The following is a 17,325-nucleotide window of genomic DNA, read 5'->3' as shown; positions in this document are numbered from 1 at the left end:
ATGCTTATGTTGTTTATATTACACAGCTCCGGTTCCGCCGGGGAGACCACGCCGGAACCGACGCCGCCCACCCCGTCGAAGTCGGGCGACACCGGAACCGGCGAACCCTCGACCGGAACGGGCGTCGCTCCCGGGCAGGGCGAGCAGGGCGCGCCCGGCGCCGACGCCGAGTGACCCACCGGCGTACCGCGCACAGCACATCGGCCCCGGCCCCCTCCGCAAGGGAGAGGACCGGGGCCGACGTCGTACCGGAACGCTGCCGGGCTCAGTCGCCGAGCACGCGCCGCAGGTAGTCGTTGCCGAACAGGCGGTCCGGGTCCAGCCGGTCGCGCAGCGCGGTGAACTCGCCGAAGCGCGGGTAGACCTCGGACAGGTAGGACGCGTCCCGGGTGTGGATCTTGCCCCAGTGCGGCCGGCCGGCGTGCGCCGTCATGATCCGCTCGACCGCCGTGAAGTACGAGCGGTGGGGCGTGCCCTTGTAGAGGTGGACCGCGATGTACGCGCTGTCCCGGCCCGAGGCGGTCGACAGGACCATGTCGTCCGCCGGAGCGGTGCGCACCTCGACCGGGAAGCTGATCTTCAGCGGGGACCGCTCGACCATGGCCTTCAGCTCCCGCAGCACCGTCACCGCCTGCTCGCGCGGAACGGCGTACTCCATCTCCACGAACCGCACCCGGCGCGGGCTGGTGAACACCTTGTACGGGATGTCGGTGTACGTACGCGCCGACAGCGCCCGGCTGGAGAGCCTGGCGATCGAGGGGATCGTCGCCGGGACCGCGCGGCCGAGCGAACAGGCCACCTGGAAGACCCCGTTGGACAGCAGCTCGTCGTCGATCCAGCTGCTCACCCGGCCGGGCGGGGCGGCCGGACCGGCGCTGCGGTTGTTGCGCTTGGTGTTGCAGTTCCCGGTGTGCGGGAACCAGTAGAACTCGAAGTGCTCGTTCTCGGCGACCAGGGCGTCGAAGTCCGCGGTGACCCGGTCGAAGCCCATCGGCTCCTCACGGGCCGTCAGCAGGAAGATAGGCTCCACGGCCAGGGTGACGGCGGTGATCACCCCGAGGGCGCCGATCCCGACCCGGGCCGCGGCGAAGACCTCCGGGTTCTCCACGGCCGAGCAGACCAGGACCGTGCCGTCGGCGGTGACCAGCTCCAGCGCCCGGATCTGCGCGGATATGGACGCCGAGTCGCGGCCCGTGCCGTGCGTACCGGTGGAGGTCGCCCCGGCGATCGTCTGCTCCATGATGTCGCCCATGTTGGTGAGCGACAGGCCCTCGCGGGCGAGCGCGGTGTTGAGCCGCTTGAGCGGAGTGCCCGCCTCCACCGTCACGGTCATCGTTTCGCGGTCGATGTCCCGGATTCCGGTGAGCAGGTCGGGGCGTATCAGGACCCCGTCCGTGGCGGCCGCCGCCGTGAAGGAGTGGCCCGCGCCGACCGGCTTCACCCGCAGGCCGTCCGCGTGCGCCCGGCGCAGCACGTCGGCGAGCTCGTCCACGGACGCGGGTGACTCGGTGCGGGCGGGCCGGGCGGTGACGGTGCCCGCCCAGTTACGCCACGCGCTCGTCGTCCGTGCGTAGGTCTCGGTCATCTTGCCCGCGCCCTCCCGTCGCAGCCGGCCCGGCCAGCCGGCGATAACCCAGGAACGCCACCGCCGCCGCGAGCGCTCCCGCCACGGCGGGCACCGCGTACCCCGCCTTCGCCCCGGCGGCGTCGACCACCCAGCCGGCGGCCGAGGAGCCGAGCGCCACTCCGACCGCGAGCCCGGTACTGGTCCAGGTCATGCCCTCGGTCAGCTTGGTGCGCGGTACGTGCGCTTCGACGAGGGCCATGGTGGTGACCATCGTCGGTGCGATGGCGAGGCCCGCGACAAAGAGCGCCACGGCCAGCAACGGAAGGTTCCCGGCCAGTAGGAGGGGGATCATACTCACGGCCATCGCGCAGACACCCACCAGCCACCTGGTCCCGGGGTTCCCCTTCAGGTGCAGCAGCCCGAACACGGCCCCCGCGAGACACGAGCCCAGCGCGTAGACGGCCAGCACCAGGGAGGCCGCGGCCTTGTGCCCGCGCTCCTCGGCGAAGGCCACGGTCACCACGTCCACGCCCCCGAAGATCGCGCCGGTCGCCACGAAGGTGGCCACCAGCACCTGGAGCCCCGGCGAGCGCAGCGCCGAGCCCCCGGTGTGCTGCGACTTCGGGTGCGGCACCGGCTCGGTCGCGCGCTGCGCGGTCAGCCAGAAGACGCCGACCAGCAGGAATCCGGCGGCGATCAGCGGTCCGGCCTCCGGGAACCACGCGGTGGACAGGCCGATGGAGATGATCGGGCCGAAGATGAAGCACACCTCGTCGACGATCGACTCCCAGGAGTACGCGGTGTGCAGATCTCGGCTTGAGCCCCGGTAGATCTCCGCCCAGCGGGACCGCACCATCGACCCCACGCTCGGCACACAGCCCGCGCCCACCGCGAAGACGAACAGCGTCCACTCCGGCGCCCCCTGCTGGGCGCAGACCAGCAGACCCGCCACCGCCGCCACCGCGACGAGTGTGACCGGGCGCAGCACCCGGCGCTGCCCGTAGCGGTCGACCAGCCGGGAGACCTGGGGGCCGCAGACCGCCGCCGCCATCGCCAGGGTCGCCGACAGGGCTCCGGCGAGCCCGTAGCGGCCGGTGAGCTGGGAGATCATCGTCACGATGCCGATGCCCATCATGGACAACGGCATCCGGCCGAAGAAGCCTGCGGCGGAGAACCCCTTGGTACCGGGGGCGGAGAAGATGGCGCGGTAGGGGCTGGGCAAGGGGAACTCCGGTCGTGCCTGTCATGCGTGTAGCTGGCCCATACAGCTTACGGGCGGGCGGACGCCCCGGACACCGGATTCCGGACGGACCGGGGGAGCGGTCCGGCTGGTTCCCGGCCGGGGGTTCCCGGCCGACCGGCGGAGCGGCCCCGGCGGGCTCCCCGCCATGGGTTCCGCGCTTTCCCGACGAGGCGTCGGATGTCGGTTGCCGCCCTGTCGGAGGCGGGTGGCAGGATCGATGCCATGTCCGATCTGCGCGATCCCGCTCCCTACGACGCCCTGCTCCTGCTCTCCTTCGGTGGTCCCGAGGGCCCGGACGACGTGGTCCCGTTCCTGGCGAACGTGACCCGCGGCCGCGGCATCCCCGAGGAACGCCTCAAGGAGGTCGGCAAGCACTACTTCCTCTTCGGCGGTGTCAGCCCGATCAACGCGCAGAACCGCGCCCTGCTCGACGCGCTCCGCAAGGACTTCGCCGACCACGGGGTCGACCTCCCGATCTACTGGGGCAACCGCAACTGGGCCCCGTATCTGACCGACGTCCTGCGCGAGATGACCGCTGACGGACACCGCCGCATCGCCGTCATCGCCACCAGCGCGTACGCCTCCTACTCGGGCTGCCGGCAGTACCGCGAGAACCTCGCCGACGCGCTGGCCGCCCTGGAGGCCGAGGGGCTGCCCGTGCCCCGGGTCGACAAGCTGCGGCACTACTTCAACCACCCCGGCTTCGTCGAGCCCATGGTCGACGGCGTCCTCGCCTCGCTCGCCGACCTCCCCGAGGACGTCCGCGCGGGCGCGCACATCGCGTTCACCACCCACTCCATCCCGACGTCCGCCGCTGATGCCTCCGGCCCGGTGGAGGCACACGGCGAGGGCGGCGCGTACGTCGCCGAGCACCTCGACGTGGCCCGGCTGATCATCGAGGCGGTGCGCGCCGAGACCGGCGTCGAGCACCCCTGGCAGCTCGTCTACCAGTCCCGCAGCGGCGCCCCGCACATCCCGTGGCTGGAGCCGGACATCTGCGATCACCTGGAGACCCTGCACGGCGAGGGCGTCCCCGCGGTCGTGATGGCGCCCATCGGCTTCGTCTCGGACCACATGGAGGTGCTGTACGACCTCGACACCGAGGCGAAGGCGAAGGCCGCCGAGCTCGGTCTGCCGGTCCGCCGCTCCGCCACGGTGGGCGACGACCCGCGCTTCGCCGCCGCCGTACGGGACCTGCTCCTGGAGCGTGCCGCGAGCGAGCGCGGCCGGGCGGTCGAGCGCTGCGCGCTGGGGTCGCTGGGGCCCTCCCACGACCTCTGCCCCGTCGGCTGCTGCCCCGCCAGAGCCCCGAAGCCCGCCGCCGCGGGCGCCGACAGCCCGTACGCGTAGCCCGCAGGACCGCCCGTACGACCACCCGACCGTGCGCACCGATCACCTGGGAGCACCGTGACCGACCCCGCCCTGTCCGAACTGCTCGACCTCGCTCTTGAAGCCGCCCGGCGCGCCGGAGCCCTCCTGCGCGACGGCCGCCCGGCCGATCTCGGGGTGGCCGCGACCAAGTCCAGCCCCATCGACGTGGTCACCGAGATGGACATCGCCGCCGAGAAGCTGATCACCGGCTACCTCACCGACTTCCGCCCCGACGACGGCTTCCTCGGCGAGGAGGGCGCCAGCTCCCCGGGCTCCACCGGCATCCGCTGGGTCATCGACCCGCTCGACGGCACGGTGAACTACCTCTACGGCCTGCCGACGTGGGCGGTATCCATCGCCGCCGAGCGCGACGGCGAGCGGGTCGTGGGCGTCGTCGAGGCCCCGATGCGCCGGGAGACGTTCCAGGCGGTGCTCGGCGGCGGTGCGTTCGCGAACGGCGAAGCGCTGCGCTGCCGGCCCACCGCGCCGCTGGACCAGGCCCTCGTCTCGACCGGCTTCAACTACGTCGCCCATGTCCGCGCCCACCAGGCGGACGTCGCCCAGCGGCTGATCCCCAGGCTCCGGGACATCCGGCGCGGCGGTTCGGCCGCCGTGGACCTCTGCGACGTGGCGGCGGGCCGGCTCGACGGCTACTACGAGCGCGGGCTGCATCCCTGGGACCTCGCCGCGGGCGACCTCATCGCCCGGGAGGCGGGCGCGCTGACCGGCGGCCGCCCCGGGCTGCCCGCCGACGGCGACCTGACGGTGGCCGCCACCCCGGGCGTCTTCGAGCCGTTGCAGGCCGCTCTCGACGAGCTGGGCGCCTGGCACGACTGAGCGCAAGCCCCTGGTGGGGCACTGAGAGCCCGGCGGCACAGCACAGGGCCCCGGATGCCTGGACAGCATCCGGGGCCCTGTGGCGTACGGCTCAGACGGTGGTGGCGCCGATCTCCACGCCGTGCTCGGCGGCGAGCCGGTGCAGATCGTCCAGCTCGCCCTGCTCGACGTCCGCGAGGAAGTCGTCGCCGTCCTCGCGCGCCCGCGTGAGGTCGGACTCGGTCGTCTTGATGCGTTGCAGCAGACCTGCGGTGAAAGCGTCCATGATGCGCCCCCTCATCGTGGGTCGGTGGCACGGGGGTGTGCCCGGAATCCCCCCGGCCGGGGAGCCGGAGGAGCGGGTGATCGCGCCGCCGCTCCGGGAAAAAGAGGCGGGCCGTGGCAGGCCACGGGACAGGCGTGATCGCGGGTGTGAAGCCCTCTTCCCCATGCCGCAGCTCAGAGAAACCTCAACTGGCCCGGGAAACCGACCGTTTCCCCTGGGAAGGCCGCCGGAAGCCCGGCCCGCCGCCGTCTTACCGCCGGTTTATGCGTGTTGAAGGCAGGATGGAGGCACACGGTCGGCCTGGCTGCCCGTGTCCGAGCGGCCCCGTGTGGGCCGCTCGCTCTGTGAACCCGACGAAGGACCGAAGGAAGGACTGCGCCGTGCGCGTACTCGTCGTCGAGGACGAGCAGCTGCTCGCCGATGCGGTGGCCACCGGACTGCGCCGGGAGGCCATGGCCGTCGACGTCGTCTACGACGGTGCCGCGGCCCTGGAGCGCATCGGGGTCAACGACTACGACGTCGTGGTGCTGGACCGGGACCTCCCGGTGGTGCACGGGGACGATGTCTGCCGCAAGATCGTCGAACTCGGCATGCCCACCCGGGTGCTCATGCTCACCGCTTCCGGCGACGTCAGCGACCGGGTCGAGGGCCTGGAGCTGGGGGCCGACGACTATCTGCCCAAGCCCTTCGCCTTCAGCGAGCTGACCGCCCGGGTCCGCGCGCTGGGCCGCCGTACGACGGTGGCGCTGCCGCCCGTCCTGGAGCGCGCCGGCATCAAGCTCGACCCGAACCGCCGCGAGGTCTTCCGCGACGAGGTGGAGATCCAGCTCGCGCCGAAGGAGTTCGCCGTGCTGGAGGTCCTGATGCGCAGCGAGGGCGCCGTCGTCTCGGCGGAACAGCTGCTGGAGAAGGCCTGGGACGAGAACACCGACCCCTTCACCAACGTGGTGCGGGTCACGGTCATGACGCTCCGCCGCAAGCTCGGCGAACCGCCCGTCATCGTCACCGTGCCGGGCTCCGGATACCGGATCTGAGGACCATGGCCACCACCCCGGAGCAGCCGCCCGCGGCTCCGCCGAAGCCCACCTGGGAGCCGAAGCAGCAGGAGCCCCCGTACCCCTGGCTGCGCCCGACCATCCGGATACGGCTCACGCTGCTGTACGGCGGGATGTTCCTGATCGCGGGCATCGTGCTGCTGTCGATCATCTACATGCTGGCCGCGCAGGCCCTCCACGACGCGGGAAGCGTGGCCTTCCGGGTCGCCGGGACCAATGTCCAGATCACCAGTGACACCTGTCCGCAGCTCGGCGCGGCCCTCAACAACGACCAGCTGAACGACGCCATCAAGGCCTGTACGTCGGCCCAGCGGCAGCACGCCCTGGACAGCCTGCTCAACCGGGCCCTCCTGGCCCTGGTCGGCCTCAGCGTGATGGCCTTCGCCTTCGGTTACGCCATGGCCGGACGCGTCCTGTCCCCGCTCGGCCGGATCACCCGGACCGCGCGTCGGGTGGCCGGCACCGACCTCACCCGGCGGATCGAGCTGGACGGCCCGGACGACGAGCTGAAGGAGCTGGCGGACACCTTTGACGACATGCTGGACCGGCTGGAGCGGGCCTTCACCGCGCAGCAGCGGTTCGTCGGCAACGCCTCGCACGAGCTGCGCACCCCGCTGGCGATCAACCGCACGCTGCTGGAGGTCCATCTCTCCGACCCGGAGGCCCCGCCCGAGCTCCATCAGCTCGGCAAGACCCTGCTGGCCACCAACGAGCGCAGCGAGCAGCTGGTCGAGGGCCTGCTGCTGCTGGCCCGCAGCGACAACCAGATCATCGAGCGCAAACCGGTCGACCTGGCCGAGGTCGCCGAGCGCGCCATCGACCAGACCCGGGCGGAGGCGCTGGCCAGGAAGGTCGAGATCCGCGGTGAGCGAGCCTCGGCCGGGGTGCAGGGCAACGGGGTCCTGCTGGAGCGGATCGCCCTGAACCTCGTGCAGAACGCCGTGCGCTACAACGTGCCCGAGGACGGCTGGGTGGAGGTCACCACCGAGGTCCGCGACGGGCAGGCCCTGCTCGTCGTCTCGAACACCGGCCCGGTGGTCCCCGCCTACGAGATCGACAACCTCTTCGAGCCCTTCAGACGGCTGCGTACGGAGCGCACGGGCAGCGACAAGGGCGTCGGGCTCGGCCTGTCGATCGCCCGGTCCGTCGCGCGGGCCCACGGAGGCCGTATCATCGCGGAGCCCCGCGAGGGCGGTGGTCTCGTGATGCGCGTCACCCTGCCGGTCTGAGAGGCTGCACGGTGTGACTCTGCACCGAATCTTCATGTTCGCTTTGGGCGGAATTTTCAGGACCCGTTCCCGGGCGGGTCGTGTGTGATCGATCACAGGGTCGATTTTCCGGCCTTCTACTCTCCGTGATCACGACTCTGTCGGAAAGCCGGTAATCGTCCGGGTTTTCGGGGATCGTTATCACGGGAAGTACACGGGGTGGCGCCCGTGAACTGCACAGTCGGGACCGTGTACGGTCCCCATCGCCACCCAAGCCGAGCCTCGCCGAGGTGCCCGGTTGGGTGTCGATTGAGTAACAGACCTTGATGTGAGGCAAAATCTCCGCCTCAGGTCGGGCACAAGTCCGGCCTCTCACGCGTTACGTGCGCTGAGACACCTAGACACCCAAGAGGGGGAGAGCGACATGGCAACGGATTACGACACCCCACGCAAGACCGACGACGACGTGGACCAGGACAGCCTCGAAGAGCTCAAGGCGCGTCGGAGCGACAAGACGGCCTCCGCCGTCGACGTCGACGAGTTCGACGCGGCCGAGGGCCTGGAGCTGCCCGGCGCGGACCTCTCCAACGAGGAGCTGGCCGTCCGGGTGCTGCCCAAGCAGGCCGACGAGTTCACCTGCATGAGCTGCTTCCTGGTGCACCACCGCAGCCAGCTGGCCCGCGAGAAGAACGGCCAGCCCATCTGCCGCGACTGCGACTGAGGTCGAGTCGGCCGTGGCAGGCGAGACACCGTTCCGGAAGCGGCGCCCCTGGCGTCGGCACGGCCAGCAGGCCCATCAGGACGGTACCGGCGGCACAGGCCCGGCAGAAGGCGGTCACGCGTCTGCCGAGCGGTCCGCCACCCCGCCGGATCACTCCGGCGGTTCCGACGACGAGCGAGGCCGTTCGGCCTCGCTCGAAGTGGCCGGGGCGGCACCACTGCCGGACCTGGCCGCGGAGCAGGAACAGCAGGACGGGGCGGAGCCCACGACCGGAGGCCGCCTGCACGCAGTGAAACGGGGCGTACGCAAGAGCGGGGAGAGCGCCAAGGCGCTGGCGGCACAGCTGGCCGACCGCATCATCGACACGGCCCCGCGTGTGCCGGTGCGCGACCTCGCCACCCTGCGCAGGCAGTTTCCCGGGCTGGGGCCCGAGGAGCTGGCCGACAAGCTGGTCACGGGAGCCTGCCGGGGCACCGCGACCGTCGGCGCCGGCATCGGCGCCGCCGCCATGATGCCCGTACCGCCCGCCATGCTCGCCGAGCTGGCGGCCGAGGTGACCGGCGTCGCCGCGATCGAGATGAAGCTCGTCGCCGAGCTCCACGAGGTCTACGGCCGCCGCCCCCCGGGCAATGTCGGCCAGCGCAGCACCGCGTATCTGACGTCGTGGACGGAGGAGCGCGGCATCGACGTCACCCGGCCCACCACGCTCAACGCCGCCCTCGGCGGCCAGATGAAGCGTGAGCTGCGCCAGCAGATCATGAAGCGCATGGCGCGCAATCTACCCAACCTGATCCCGTTCATGATCGGCGCCGCCGTCGGCGCCACGATGAACCGCCGCGACACCCGCAAGCTCGCCGACCGCGTCAGGAACGACCTGCGCGAACACCAGGTCCCCTGGGACCGGCTGCCCGCGCTGCCGCCGCTGGAGCAGCCCCTGAACCCGGCCGAGCTGCCCAAGGAGATCGAGGGCACCTGAAGGCTCCGGCCGGCCCGGCGACCGAGGGCCTCTGAGGGGCCTGCGCCGGACGACCGCTCAGGCGGTCGGTACGGCGCTCAGCGCCGCCGCCAGGCCCCGCGGATCCCGGGTGGAGAGATAGACGTACGGAGTCGGGTCCTCCGGGTCCGTGACCTCCACCCGCACCGCCGTCTGCACATAGCCGCGCAGCAGCATGAACGCCCGGGCGTCCGCCTTGTGCGTGCGCCAGGCCCGCGCCTCCTCGGCGTCCAGCACCTCGGGCTCGCCGAGCGCCGACAGCGGGATGCGGGCCTCGCCGGCGACGAGCGCCCCCGCCACCACCCGGATCCGGGCGGAGCCGTAACCGCTCACCACGAGGGCCGCCGCGGCCGTACCGCCGACCAGCCCGGCGAGCATCGGCAGGGTGCCCAGCGGCAGCAGCATCAGAGCGCAGGCGATGCCGACCCCGAAGGCGACGAACCACCAGGAGCGGGGCGCGGTGAGACGTTCGTCGAAGGGCGGTGCGGAAGGCTGCATGGAACCAAGCTTGGCACGGCGCGACCGGCGCACCGCCGCGCGGGTAAGGTCTGCGCCTGTGAGTGGAACATCAGCAGCTCTGACACCCCCGGCCGACGCCGTCGCGCCGGTCCGGCACCCCGACGCGCCCGCCCCCGGCGAGCTCCTCGGAGCGCACTACGAACACTGTTTCGGCTGCGGCGGGGGACAGCCGCACGGACTGCACCTGATGGCGCGGGCCGGTGAAGGCGTGAGCGTCACCGCCGAGTTCACCGTGCAGCCCGCCCACCAGGGCGCCCCGGGCCTCGCCCACGGCGGCGTGCTCGCCACGGCGCTGGACGAGACCCTCGGCTCGCTGAACTGGCTGCTGCGCACGATCGCGGTGACCGGACGGCTGGAGACCGACTTCGTCCGCCCCGTCCCCGTGGACACCGTGCTGCACCTCGACGCCAGGATCACCGCCGTGCACGGCCGGAAGATCTACTCCACCGCCACCGGCCGGATCGGCGGCCCCGAAGGTCCCGTCGCGGTCCGGGCCGACGCCCTCTTCATCGAGGTCAAGGTCGACCACTTCATCGACAACGGCAGGCCCGCCGAGATCCAGGCGGCCATGTCCGACCCCGACCAGGTCCGGCGCGCCCGCGCCTTCGAGGTGAACCCGTGAGCCGCAACCCCGTCGACGTACTGATCCGCCGGACCGACCCGGATGTGCCGATTCCGGCGTACGGGCACCCGGGTGACGCCGGGGCCGACCTGGTGACCACCGAGGCCGCCGAACTCGCCCCCGGTGAGCGTGCGGTGCTGCCCACCGGGGTCTCGATCGCGCTCCCCGACGGGTACGCCGCGTTCGTGCACCCGCGCTCCGGCCTCGCAGCCCGCTGCGGAGTGGCCCTCGTGAATGCCCCAGGGACGGTTGATGCCGGGTACCGTGGGGAGATCAAGGTGATCGTGGTCAACCTGGATCCGCGCGAGAGCGTGCGATTCGAACGGTTCGACCGGATTGCCCAATTGGTTGTCCAGCAGGTCGAGAAGGTGCGCTTCCACGAGGTGGCGGAACTTCCTGGCTCGGCGCGGGCCGAAGGGGGCTTCGGGTCCACCGGCGGCCACGCGTCGGTGGACGGCGCCGAGGGCGGGATCACCCACGGTGGGAACAGCTACGCTTCGGTCGTATCCGACCGGGAAGGACAGTGACGTGTTCGGACGTCGCAAGAAGAGTGGTTCCGCCGAGGACGCGGCGGACGAGGTGCGCGAGGCCGAGCAGGTCGCCGACGAGCCCGAGGACGGCGACACCGCCGCCGGGGGCTCTCGTCGGATGAATCTTCCGCCGGCCCCCCGGCCGGACGGACCCTGGGACAGCACCGAGGTCTCCCAGCCCGGCGAGGGCCGGGTCGACCTGGGCGGCATCTTCGTCCCCGGGGTCGAGGGCATGGAACTGCGCGTCGAGGTGGCGGGGGACGCGATCGTCGCCGCCACCGTGGTGCTGCGCGACAGTGCGGTCCAGCTGCAGGCCTTCGCCGCCCCCAAGAAGGAGGGCATCTGGGGCGAGGTCCGCGACGAGATCGCCTCGGGCATCACCCAGCAGGGCGGCGTCATCGACGAGGTCGAGGGCCCGCTGGGCTGGGAGCTGCGCGCGCAGGTCCCCGTACAGCTCCCGGACGGCACGGGCGGAGTGCAGCTCGTGCGTTTCGTCGGCGTCGACGGACCCCGCTGGTTCCTGCGTGGAGTCATCTCCGGCCAGGGCGCCGTCCAGCCGGAGGCCGCCGGACTGCTGGAGACGATCTTCCGGGACACCGTGGTCGTCCGCGGCGACGGCCCGATGGCCCCCCGCGACCCGATCGTCCTCAAGCTCCCCAACGATGCCCAGATGGTGCCCGAGGGCGTGCAGCAGGAGGACCAGGAGAATTCCAGGTTCTCCGGCGGCATGGGCCAGCTCCAGCGCGGCCCCGAGATCACCGAGGTCCGCTAGCCTCACCCCGCGATACCTCGCAGCATCGGCCGGGGGGCCGCACCCCTTCCCGGGTGCGGCCCCCCGGCCTTCGTGCGTGACGGCCACCGGCCATTGCCCGGCCGTGTGCCGCCACACATACTTGGCGGGCGACGACGCGCATCACGTGAGGACGACGGGGGAGCAGCATGACCGAGAGCACCGGCGGGCAGTCCGCCACGGCCCTCGCCGAGGACCCGGCCCGCAGCGCCATGGTCACGGTCGAGGATCTGCACCGCTCGTACGGCAGCGGAGCGGCGGCCGTGCACGCCCTGCGCGGCGTCTCCTTCCAGATCCCCCGCGGTGAGCTGGTCGCGCTCAAGGGCCGCTCCGGCTCCGGCAAGACCACCCTGCTCAACCTGGTCGGCGGCCTGGACACCCCCGACGGCGGCCGGATCACCGTCGACGGCACCGAGCTGGGCGGGCTCGGCGAGAAGGGCCTGCTGGAGCTGCGCCGGGACCGGGTCGGCTTCATCTTCCAGTCCTTCGGCCTCATCCCGATCCTGACCGCCGCCGAGAACGTCGGCGTACCGCTGCGGCTGCGCAAGGCCGACCCGGCCGAGCGCGACGAGCGGGTCGCCCTGCTGCTCTCCCTCGTCGGCCTCGCCGACCACGCCGAGCAGCGCCCCGGCGAGCTCTCCGGCGGCCAGCAGCAGCGCGTCGCCATCGCCCGCGCGCTGGCCAACCGCCCCGCCCTCCTGATCGCCGACGAGCCCACCGGACAGCTCGACGCCGAGACCGGCCTCGCCGTGATGGAACTGCTCCGCGCGGTCGTCCGCAGCGAGCACGTCACCGCCCTCGTCGCCACCCACGACCCCCAGCTGCTGGGCCTCGCCGACCGGGTCCTGGAGCTGAGCGACGGCCATATCGTCGAGCAGGGCTGAGCCCCGGCCCCACCCCTCTTCGTGCTCGTCGCCGCGCATCAGAGTTCCGTCAATACCCTCCTCACCTGCACTCCCCGGACCGAACCACGGGCCGCGGCGGAGTAGCGTCGAGGACGGCGGCCGCACCGGGCCCGCCACCGGCCCTCCGCACGACACGGCCGGACGGAAGAAGACAATGGGGCCATGGGACGCGGCACACTCCGGATCTACCTGGGCGCGGCACCGGGCGTCGGCAAGACGTACGCGATGCTCTCCGAGGCGCACCGCAGGGTCGAGCGCGGCACCGACTGCGTGGTGGCCTTCGTGGAGCACCACGCCCGGCCGCGCACCGAGGTGCTGCTGCACGGCCTGGAGCAGGTCCGCCGCAGCGAGATCAGCTACCGGGGCGCCGTCTTCACCGAGATGGACGTCGACGCCGTCCTGGAACGCGCCCCGGCCGTCGCCCTGGTCGACGAGCTGGCCCACACCAACGTCCCCGGCTCCCGCAACGCCAAGCGCTGGCAGGACGTCGAGGAGCTGCTGAAGGCCGGGATCGACGTCATATCCACGGTCAACATCCAGCACCTGGAGTCGCTCGGCGACGTCGTCGAGTCGATCACGGGGGTGCGGCAGCGCGAGACCGTCCCGGACGAGGTGGTGCGCCGGGCCGACCAGATCGAGCTGGTCGACATGTCGCCCCAGGCGCTGCGCCGCCGGATGGCGCACGGCAACATCTACCAGCCCGACAAGATGGACGCCGCCCTCTCGAACTACTTCCGCCCCGGCAACCTCACCGCCCTGCGCGAGCTGGCCCTGCTCTGGGTCGCCGACCGGGTCGACGAATACCTCCAGCAGTACCGGGGCGAGCACAACATCCGCACCACCTGGCAGGCCCGCGAGCGCATCGTCGTCGGGCTGACCGGCGGGCCCGAGGGCCGCACCCTCATCCGCCGCGCCTCCCGGATGGCGGCCAAGGGCTCCGGCAGCGAGATCCTCGCGGTCTACATCGCCCGCAGCGACGGCCTGACCTCCGCCTCCCCGAAGGAGCTGGCGGTCCAGCGCACCCTGGTCGAGGACCTCGGCGGCAGCTTCCACCACGTGATCGGCGACGACATACCCGCCGCCCTGCTGGAGTTCGCCCGGGGCGTCAACTCCACCCAGATCGTGCTGGGCTCCAGCCGCCGCAAGACCTGGCAGTACATCTACGGTCCCGGGGTCGGCGCGACCGTCGCCCGCGAGTCGGGCCCCGACCTCGACGTCCACATCGTCACCCACGAAGAGGTCGCCAAGGGCCGCGGCCTGCCGATCGCCCGGGGCGCCCGGCTCGGCCGCGCCCGGATCATCTGGGGCTGGCTCGTCGGCGTCGTCGGCCCGGTCCTGCTCGCGGTGGTGCTGCGCTCCATGGAGGACGCACCCGGCCTCGCCAACGACGTCCTGCTCTTCCTCTTCCTGACGGTGGCCGCCGCCCTGCTCGGTGGGCTGAGACCCGCGCTGGCCTCGGCCGCCGTCGGCTGCCTGCTCCTGAACTACTGGTTCACCCCGCCCACCCACACCCTGACCGTCCAGGACCCGGAGAACCTCGTCGCCATCGTGATCTTCTTCGCGGTGGCGGTGGCGGTCTCCTCCGTGGTCGACCTCGCGGCCCGGCGCACCCACCAGGCCGCCCGGCTGCGCGCCGAGTCGGAGATCCTCTCCTTCCTCGCGGGCAGCGTGCTGCGCGGCGAGACCGCCCTGGACGCCCTGCTGGAGAGGGTCCGCGAGACGTTCGCCATGGAGTCCGTCGCCCTGCTGGAGCGCAGCAGCGACGTCGAGCCGTGGACCTGCGCCGGATCCGTGGGACCTGCCCCGGTCACCCGCCCCGACGACGCCGACGTGGACATGCCGGTCGGCGACAACATGGCCCTCGCGCTGTCCGGCCGGGTGCTGCCCGCCGAGGACCGCCGGGTGCTCGGCGCGTTCGCCGCGCAGGCCGCCGTGGTCCTGGACCGCCAGCGCCTGGTCTGGGAAGCCGAGCAGGCCCGCAGGCTCGCCGAGGGCAACCGGATCAGGACCGCCCTGCTCGCCGCCGTCAGCCACGACCTGCGTACCCCGCTGGCCGCCATCAAGGCCGCCGTCAGCTCGCTGCGCTCCGACGACGTCGCCTGGTCCGAGGCGGACGAGGCGGAGCTGCTGGAAGGCATCGAGGACGGCGCGGACCGGCTGGACCACCTCGTCGGCAACCTGCTGGACATGTCCCGCCTCCAGACCGGCACCGTGACCCCTCTGATCCGCGAGATCGACCTCGACGAGGTGGTCCCCATGGCGCTCGGCGGCGTCCCGGAGGGCAGCGTCGACCTCGACATCCCCGAGACCCTGCCCATGGTCGCCGTCGACCCCGGGCTGCTGGAGCGGGTCGTCGCCAACATCGTGGAGAACGCCGTCAAGTACCACCCCGGCCGGGAGCCGGTCGCCGTGGCCGCCAGCGCCCTCGGGGACCGGGTCGAGCTGCGGGTGGTGGACCGGGGCCGGGGCGTTCCCGACGAGGCCAAGGAACGGATCTTCGAGCCCTTCCAGCGGTACGGGGACGCTCCGCGCGGCGCCGGCGTGGGCCTCGGCCTCGCCGTCTCCCGGGGCTTCGCCGAGGCCATGGGCGGCACGCTGGACGCCGAGGACACCCCCGGCGGTGGGCTGACCATGGTCCTGACCCTCGCCGCCGCGCCGCGCGGGGCCAGGGCCGAGCCCGAACTGCCGGCCCAGGCCACCTCGTGACCCGGCTCGGGGCGTCCGCCGCCCGCCACCCGGACGTCGTCCTCCTCGACCTCGGGCTGCCCGACATGGACGGGGTCGAGGTGATCAGGGGCCTGCGCGGCTGGACCCGGATCCCGATCCTGGTCCTCTCCGCGCGGCAGACCTCCGACGAGAAGGTGGAGGCCCTGGACGCCGGGGCGGACGACTACGTCACCAAGCCGTTCGGCATGGACGAGCTGCTGGCCCGGCTCCGCGCCTCGGTACGTAGGGCGGAACCGGTCGGCCAGGAGGGCGGCGCCGAGGACATCGCCCTCGTCGAGACCGCCGGCTTCACCGTCGACCTGGCGGCGAAGAAGGCGCACCGGGCCGGCCGCGACGTACGCCTCACCCCCACCGAATGGCACCTGCTGGAGGTCCTCGTCCGCAACGCCGGCCGCCTGGTCAGCCAGAAACAGCTCCTCCAGGAGGTCTGGGGCCCCTCCTACGGCACCGAGACCAACTATCTGCGCGTCTACATGGCCCAGCTGCGCCGCAAGCTGGAGGCGGACCCCTCGCACCCCCGCCACTTCGTCACCGAACCGGGCATGGGCTACCGCTTCGAACGCGGCTGACCCGCACCGGCTCACCCTTTCGAGTGGTCGTCCCGGGCCCGGGTGTACCGCCCGCAGGACCGGTACTCTTCGGGTATGAGTGCTGTTCCCCGATCCGAGAAAGCCGGGAAGGCCGGGAAGGCGGCGAAGCCTTCCGGGCGCTTCCGCCGTATGCTCGACCGGCTCTCCAGCTCCCAGGAGGACCTGGAGTCCCAGGAGCTGCGGGAGGACGCGCAGGCCACCGGATGCACCCGGATCTCCGAGTGCTCCGACCGGCAGATCGTGAAGGTGGCTGGTACGTTGCGGACCGTCACCCTCCGTCCCCGGGCCGGAGTGCCCGCGCTGGAGGCGGAGCTCTTCGACGGCACCGAGCCGCTGGACGTGGTCTGGCTCGGCCGCCGTTCCATCGTCGGCATAGAACCCGGCCGCAGGATCATCGCCTCGGGGCGGGTCGCCATGAGCCACGGCCGCCGGGTGCTGTTCAACCCCACATACGAACTCCGACCGCTCGGCAAGGAGTAGCCGGTGACGTCTCTCGACAAGCCGACGTCCGACACGGACCAGCCCCACCGCACCGACCCGCGGCACACCGGCGGGAGGCACGCCGCTCAGCAGGACGCGGAGTCGAAGGCCGTCACCGAGGCCGCCCTCTTCGAGGCCTTCGGCGGGGTGCGCGGCATGGTGGAGACAGTCCTCCCCGGGCTGCTCTTCGTCACGATCTTCACCATCAACAAGAACCTGAACGCCTCGGCCATCGCGGCCCTGGCGGTGTCCCTGGTCCTCGTCGTCGTCCGGCTGGTCCGCCGGGACACCGTCAAGCACGCCTTCAGCGGCGTCTTCGGGGTGGCCTTCGGCATCCTCTTCGCGAAGATGACGGGCGATGCCAAGGACTTCTATCTGCCGGGCATGCTCTACACCCTGGGCCTGTCGGTCGCCTACATCGCCACCGCCGCCGCCGGCGTACCCCTGATCGGTCTGATCCTCGGCCCGGTCTTCAAGGAGAACCTCTCCTGGCGGACCCGTAACCCGGGCCGGAAGAAGGCGTACACCAGGGCCAGCTACGCCTGGGGCTTCATCCTGCTGGCCAAGTGCGCGATCCTCTTCCCGCTCTACTGGTGGGCCGACACCACCCAGTTCGGCTGGGTGCTCATCGCGCTGAAGATCCCGCCGTTCCTGCTCGCGGTCTACCTGACCTGGATCTTCCTCGCGAAGGCGCCCCCGCCCATCGACGTCTTCGCCGAGATGGAGGCCGAGGAACAGGCCGAGAAGGAGCGCAAGGCGCAGGCCGCCGCCGCGGTCCGCGACCCGGAGGCCTGACCTCCGCACGCCGCACGGGAAGGGGGGGCCCGGCGCCCGCGGGGGGGGGGGGGGGCCCGGCCCCCCGGGGGGGGGGGGCGGGGGGCGGGCGGGGGGGGGCGGGGGG

At 72.2% G+C, this 17,325-nt stretch carries 17 protein-coding genes and 1 pseudogene; 14 read left to right on the top strand and 4 right to left on the bottom strand.

Annotated features, from left to right (window positions below):
• Positions 1-265: 265 nt before the first annotated feature.
• Both JS521_RS05610 and JS521_RS05605 read right to left on the bottom strand, forming a co-directional pair.
• Positions 266-1,585, bottom strand: a complete 1,320-nt coding sequence (locus JS521_RS05610) for a D-arabinono-1,4-lactone oxidase (protein WP_205081604.1) — start codon at positions 1,583-1,585, stop codon at positions 266-268.
• The gene (locus tag JS521_RS05605) at positions 1,545-2,789 is read right to left on the bottom strand and encodes an MFS transporter (RefSeq protein ID WP_205081603.1); all 1,245 of its coding nucleotides are present in this window, start codon (positions 2,787-2,789) and stop codon (positions 1,545-1,547) included. Before JS521_RS05605 ends, JS521_RS05610 begins: the two co-directional genes overlap by 41 nt.
• Positions 2,790-3,032: 243 nt before the next feature.
• Between JS521_RS05605 and JS521_RS05600 the strand changes: the two genes are divergently transcribed.
• Positions 3,033-4,160 (top strand): ferrochelatase, encoded by a 1,128-nt coding sequence (locus JS521_RS05600; protein WP_205081602.1) that lies wholly within the window; start codon positions 3,033-3,035, stop codon positions 4,158-4,160.
• Positions 4,161-4,217: 57 nt separating this feature from the next.
• Positions 4,218-5,018 (top strand): inositol monophosphatase family protein, encoded by an 801-nt coding sequence (locus JS521_RS05595; protein ID WP_205081601.1) that lies wholly within the window; start codon positions 4,218-4,220, stop codon positions 5,016-5,018.
• A gap of 91 nt (positions 5,019-5,109) precedes the next feature.
• On the opposite strand, the gene JS521_RS05590 is transcribed toward JS521_RS05595, so the two are convergent.
• Positions 5,110-5,283 carry a hypothetical protein gene (locus JS521_RS05590; RefSeq protein WP_205081600.1) on the bottom strand — a complete coding sequence of 58 codons (174 nt, stop codon included), beginning with the start codon at positions 5,281-5,283 and terminating at the stop codon, positions 5,110-5,112.
• Positions 5,284-5,663: 380 nt separating this feature from the next.
• Between JS521_RS05590 and JS521_RS05585 the strand changes: the two genes are divergently transcribed.
• From JS521_RS05585 to JS521_RS05570, 4 genes are all read left to right on the top strand, one after another.
• Positions 5,664-6,317, top strand: coding sequence for a response regulator transcription factor (locus tag JS521_RS05585; protein WP_006128158.1), 654 nt, complete (start codon positions 5,664-5,666; stop codon positions 6,315-6,317).
• A 5-nt stretch (positions 6,318-6,322) separates the two neighbouring features.
• Complete coding sequence (locus tag JS521_RS05580; RefSeq protein ID WP_205081599.1) at positions 6,323-7,567, top strand: sensor histidine kinase; 1,245 nt, start codon at positions 6,323-6,325, stop codon at positions 7,565-7,567.
• 403 nt (positions 7,568-7,970) lie between these two features.
• Positions 7,971-8,267 (top strand): DUF4193 domain-containing protein, encoded by a 297-nt coding sequence (locus JS521_RS05575; protein WP_003965732.1) that lies wholly within the window; start codon positions 7,971-7,973, stop codon positions 8,265-8,267.
• A gap of 13 nt (positions 8,268-8,280) precedes the next feature.
• Positions 8,281-9,243 (top strand): hypothetical protein, encoded by a 963-nt coding sequence (locus JS521_RS05570; protein ID WP_205081598.1) that lies wholly within the window; start codon positions 8,281-8,283, stop codon positions 9,241-9,243.
• A gap of 57 nt (positions 9,244-9,300) precedes the next feature.
• Here JS521_RS05570 and JS521_RS05565 read toward each other — a convergent pair whose 3' ends face one another.
• Positions 9,301-9,759 (bottom strand): DUF3093 domain-containing protein, encoded by a 459-nt coding sequence (locus JS521_RS05565; protein WP_205081597.1) that lies wholly within the window; start codon positions 9,757-9,759, stop codon positions 9,301-9,303.
• Positions 9,760-9,817: 58 nt separating this feature from the next.
• On the opposite strand from JS521_RS05565, the gene JS521_RS05560 reads away from it, so the two are divergent.
• The 8 genes and pseudogenes from JS521_RS05560 to JS521_RS05525 all read left to right on the top strand — a co-directional run bounded on the left by JS521_RS05560 (position 9,818) and on the right by JS521_RS05525 (position 17,219).
• The gene (locus JS521_RS05560; protein ID WP_029182603.1) at positions 9,818-10,402 is read left to right on the top strand and encodes a PaaI family thioesterase; all 585 of its coding nucleotides are present in this window, start codon (positions 9,818-9,820) and stop codon (positions 10,400-10,402) included.
• Positions 10,399-10,929, top strand: a complete 531-nt coding sequence (gene dut / locus JS521_RS05555; protein WP_205081596.1) for a dUTP diphosphatase — start codon at positions 10,399-10,401, stop codon at positions 10,927-10,929. Before JS521_RS05560 ends, dut begins: the two co-directional genes overlap by 4 nt.
• A 1-nt stretch (position 10,930) precedes the next feature.
• Positions 10,931-11,704: a DUF3710 domain-containing protein gene (locus tag JS521_RS05550; RefSeq protein ID WP_205081595.1), complete on the top strand. Its 774-nt coding sequence runs from the start codon at positions 10,931-10,933 to the stop codon at positions 11,702-11,704.
• A gap of 167 nt (positions 11,705-11,871) precedes the next feature.
• Positions 11,872-12,606 carry an ABC transporter ATP-binding protein gene (locus JS521_RS05545; RefSeq protein WP_205081594.1) on the top strand — a complete coding sequence of 245 codons (735 nt, stop codon included), beginning with the start codon at positions 11,872-11,874 and terminating at the stop codon, positions 12,604-12,606.
• Positions 12,607-12,789: 183 nt separating this feature from the next.
• Positions 12,790-15,333: a DUF4118 domain-containing protein gene (locus JS521_RS05540; protein WP_205081593.1), complete on the top strand. Its 2,544-nt coding sequence runs from the start codon at positions 12,790-12,792 to the stop codon at positions 15,331-15,333.
• Positions 15,333-15,923, top strand: a pseudogene (locus JS521_RS05535) (winged helix-turn-helix domain-containing protein); the annotation flags it as partial. The gene JS521_RS05540 and the pseudogene JS521_RS05535, both read left to right, overlap by 1 nt.
• 75 nt (positions 15,924-15,998) lie before the next feature.
• Positions 15,999-16,424 (top strand): OB-fold nucleic acid binding domain-containing protein, encoded by a 426-nt coding sequence (locus tag JS521_RS05530; protein WP_175466131.1) that lies wholly within the window; start codon positions 15,999-16,001, stop codon positions 16,422-16,424.
• A 3-nt stretch (positions 16,425-16,427) separates the two neighbouring features.
• On the top strand, positions 16,428-17,219 hold the full coding sequence (locus JS521_RS05525) for a DUF3159 domain-containing protein (protein WP_205081592.1): 792 nt from the start codon (positions 16,428-16,430) through the stop codon (positions 17,217-17,219).
• Positions 17,220-17,325: the final 106 nt, after the last annotated feature.

The sequence above is a fragment of the Streptomyces durocortorensis genome (assembly GCF_016901035.1).
Lineage (GTDB): Bacteria > Actinomycetota > Actinomycetes > Streptomycetales > Streptomycetaceae > Streptomyces > Streptomyces durocortorensis.
This window is presented reverse-complemented; position numbering and strand designations above follow the sequence as displayed.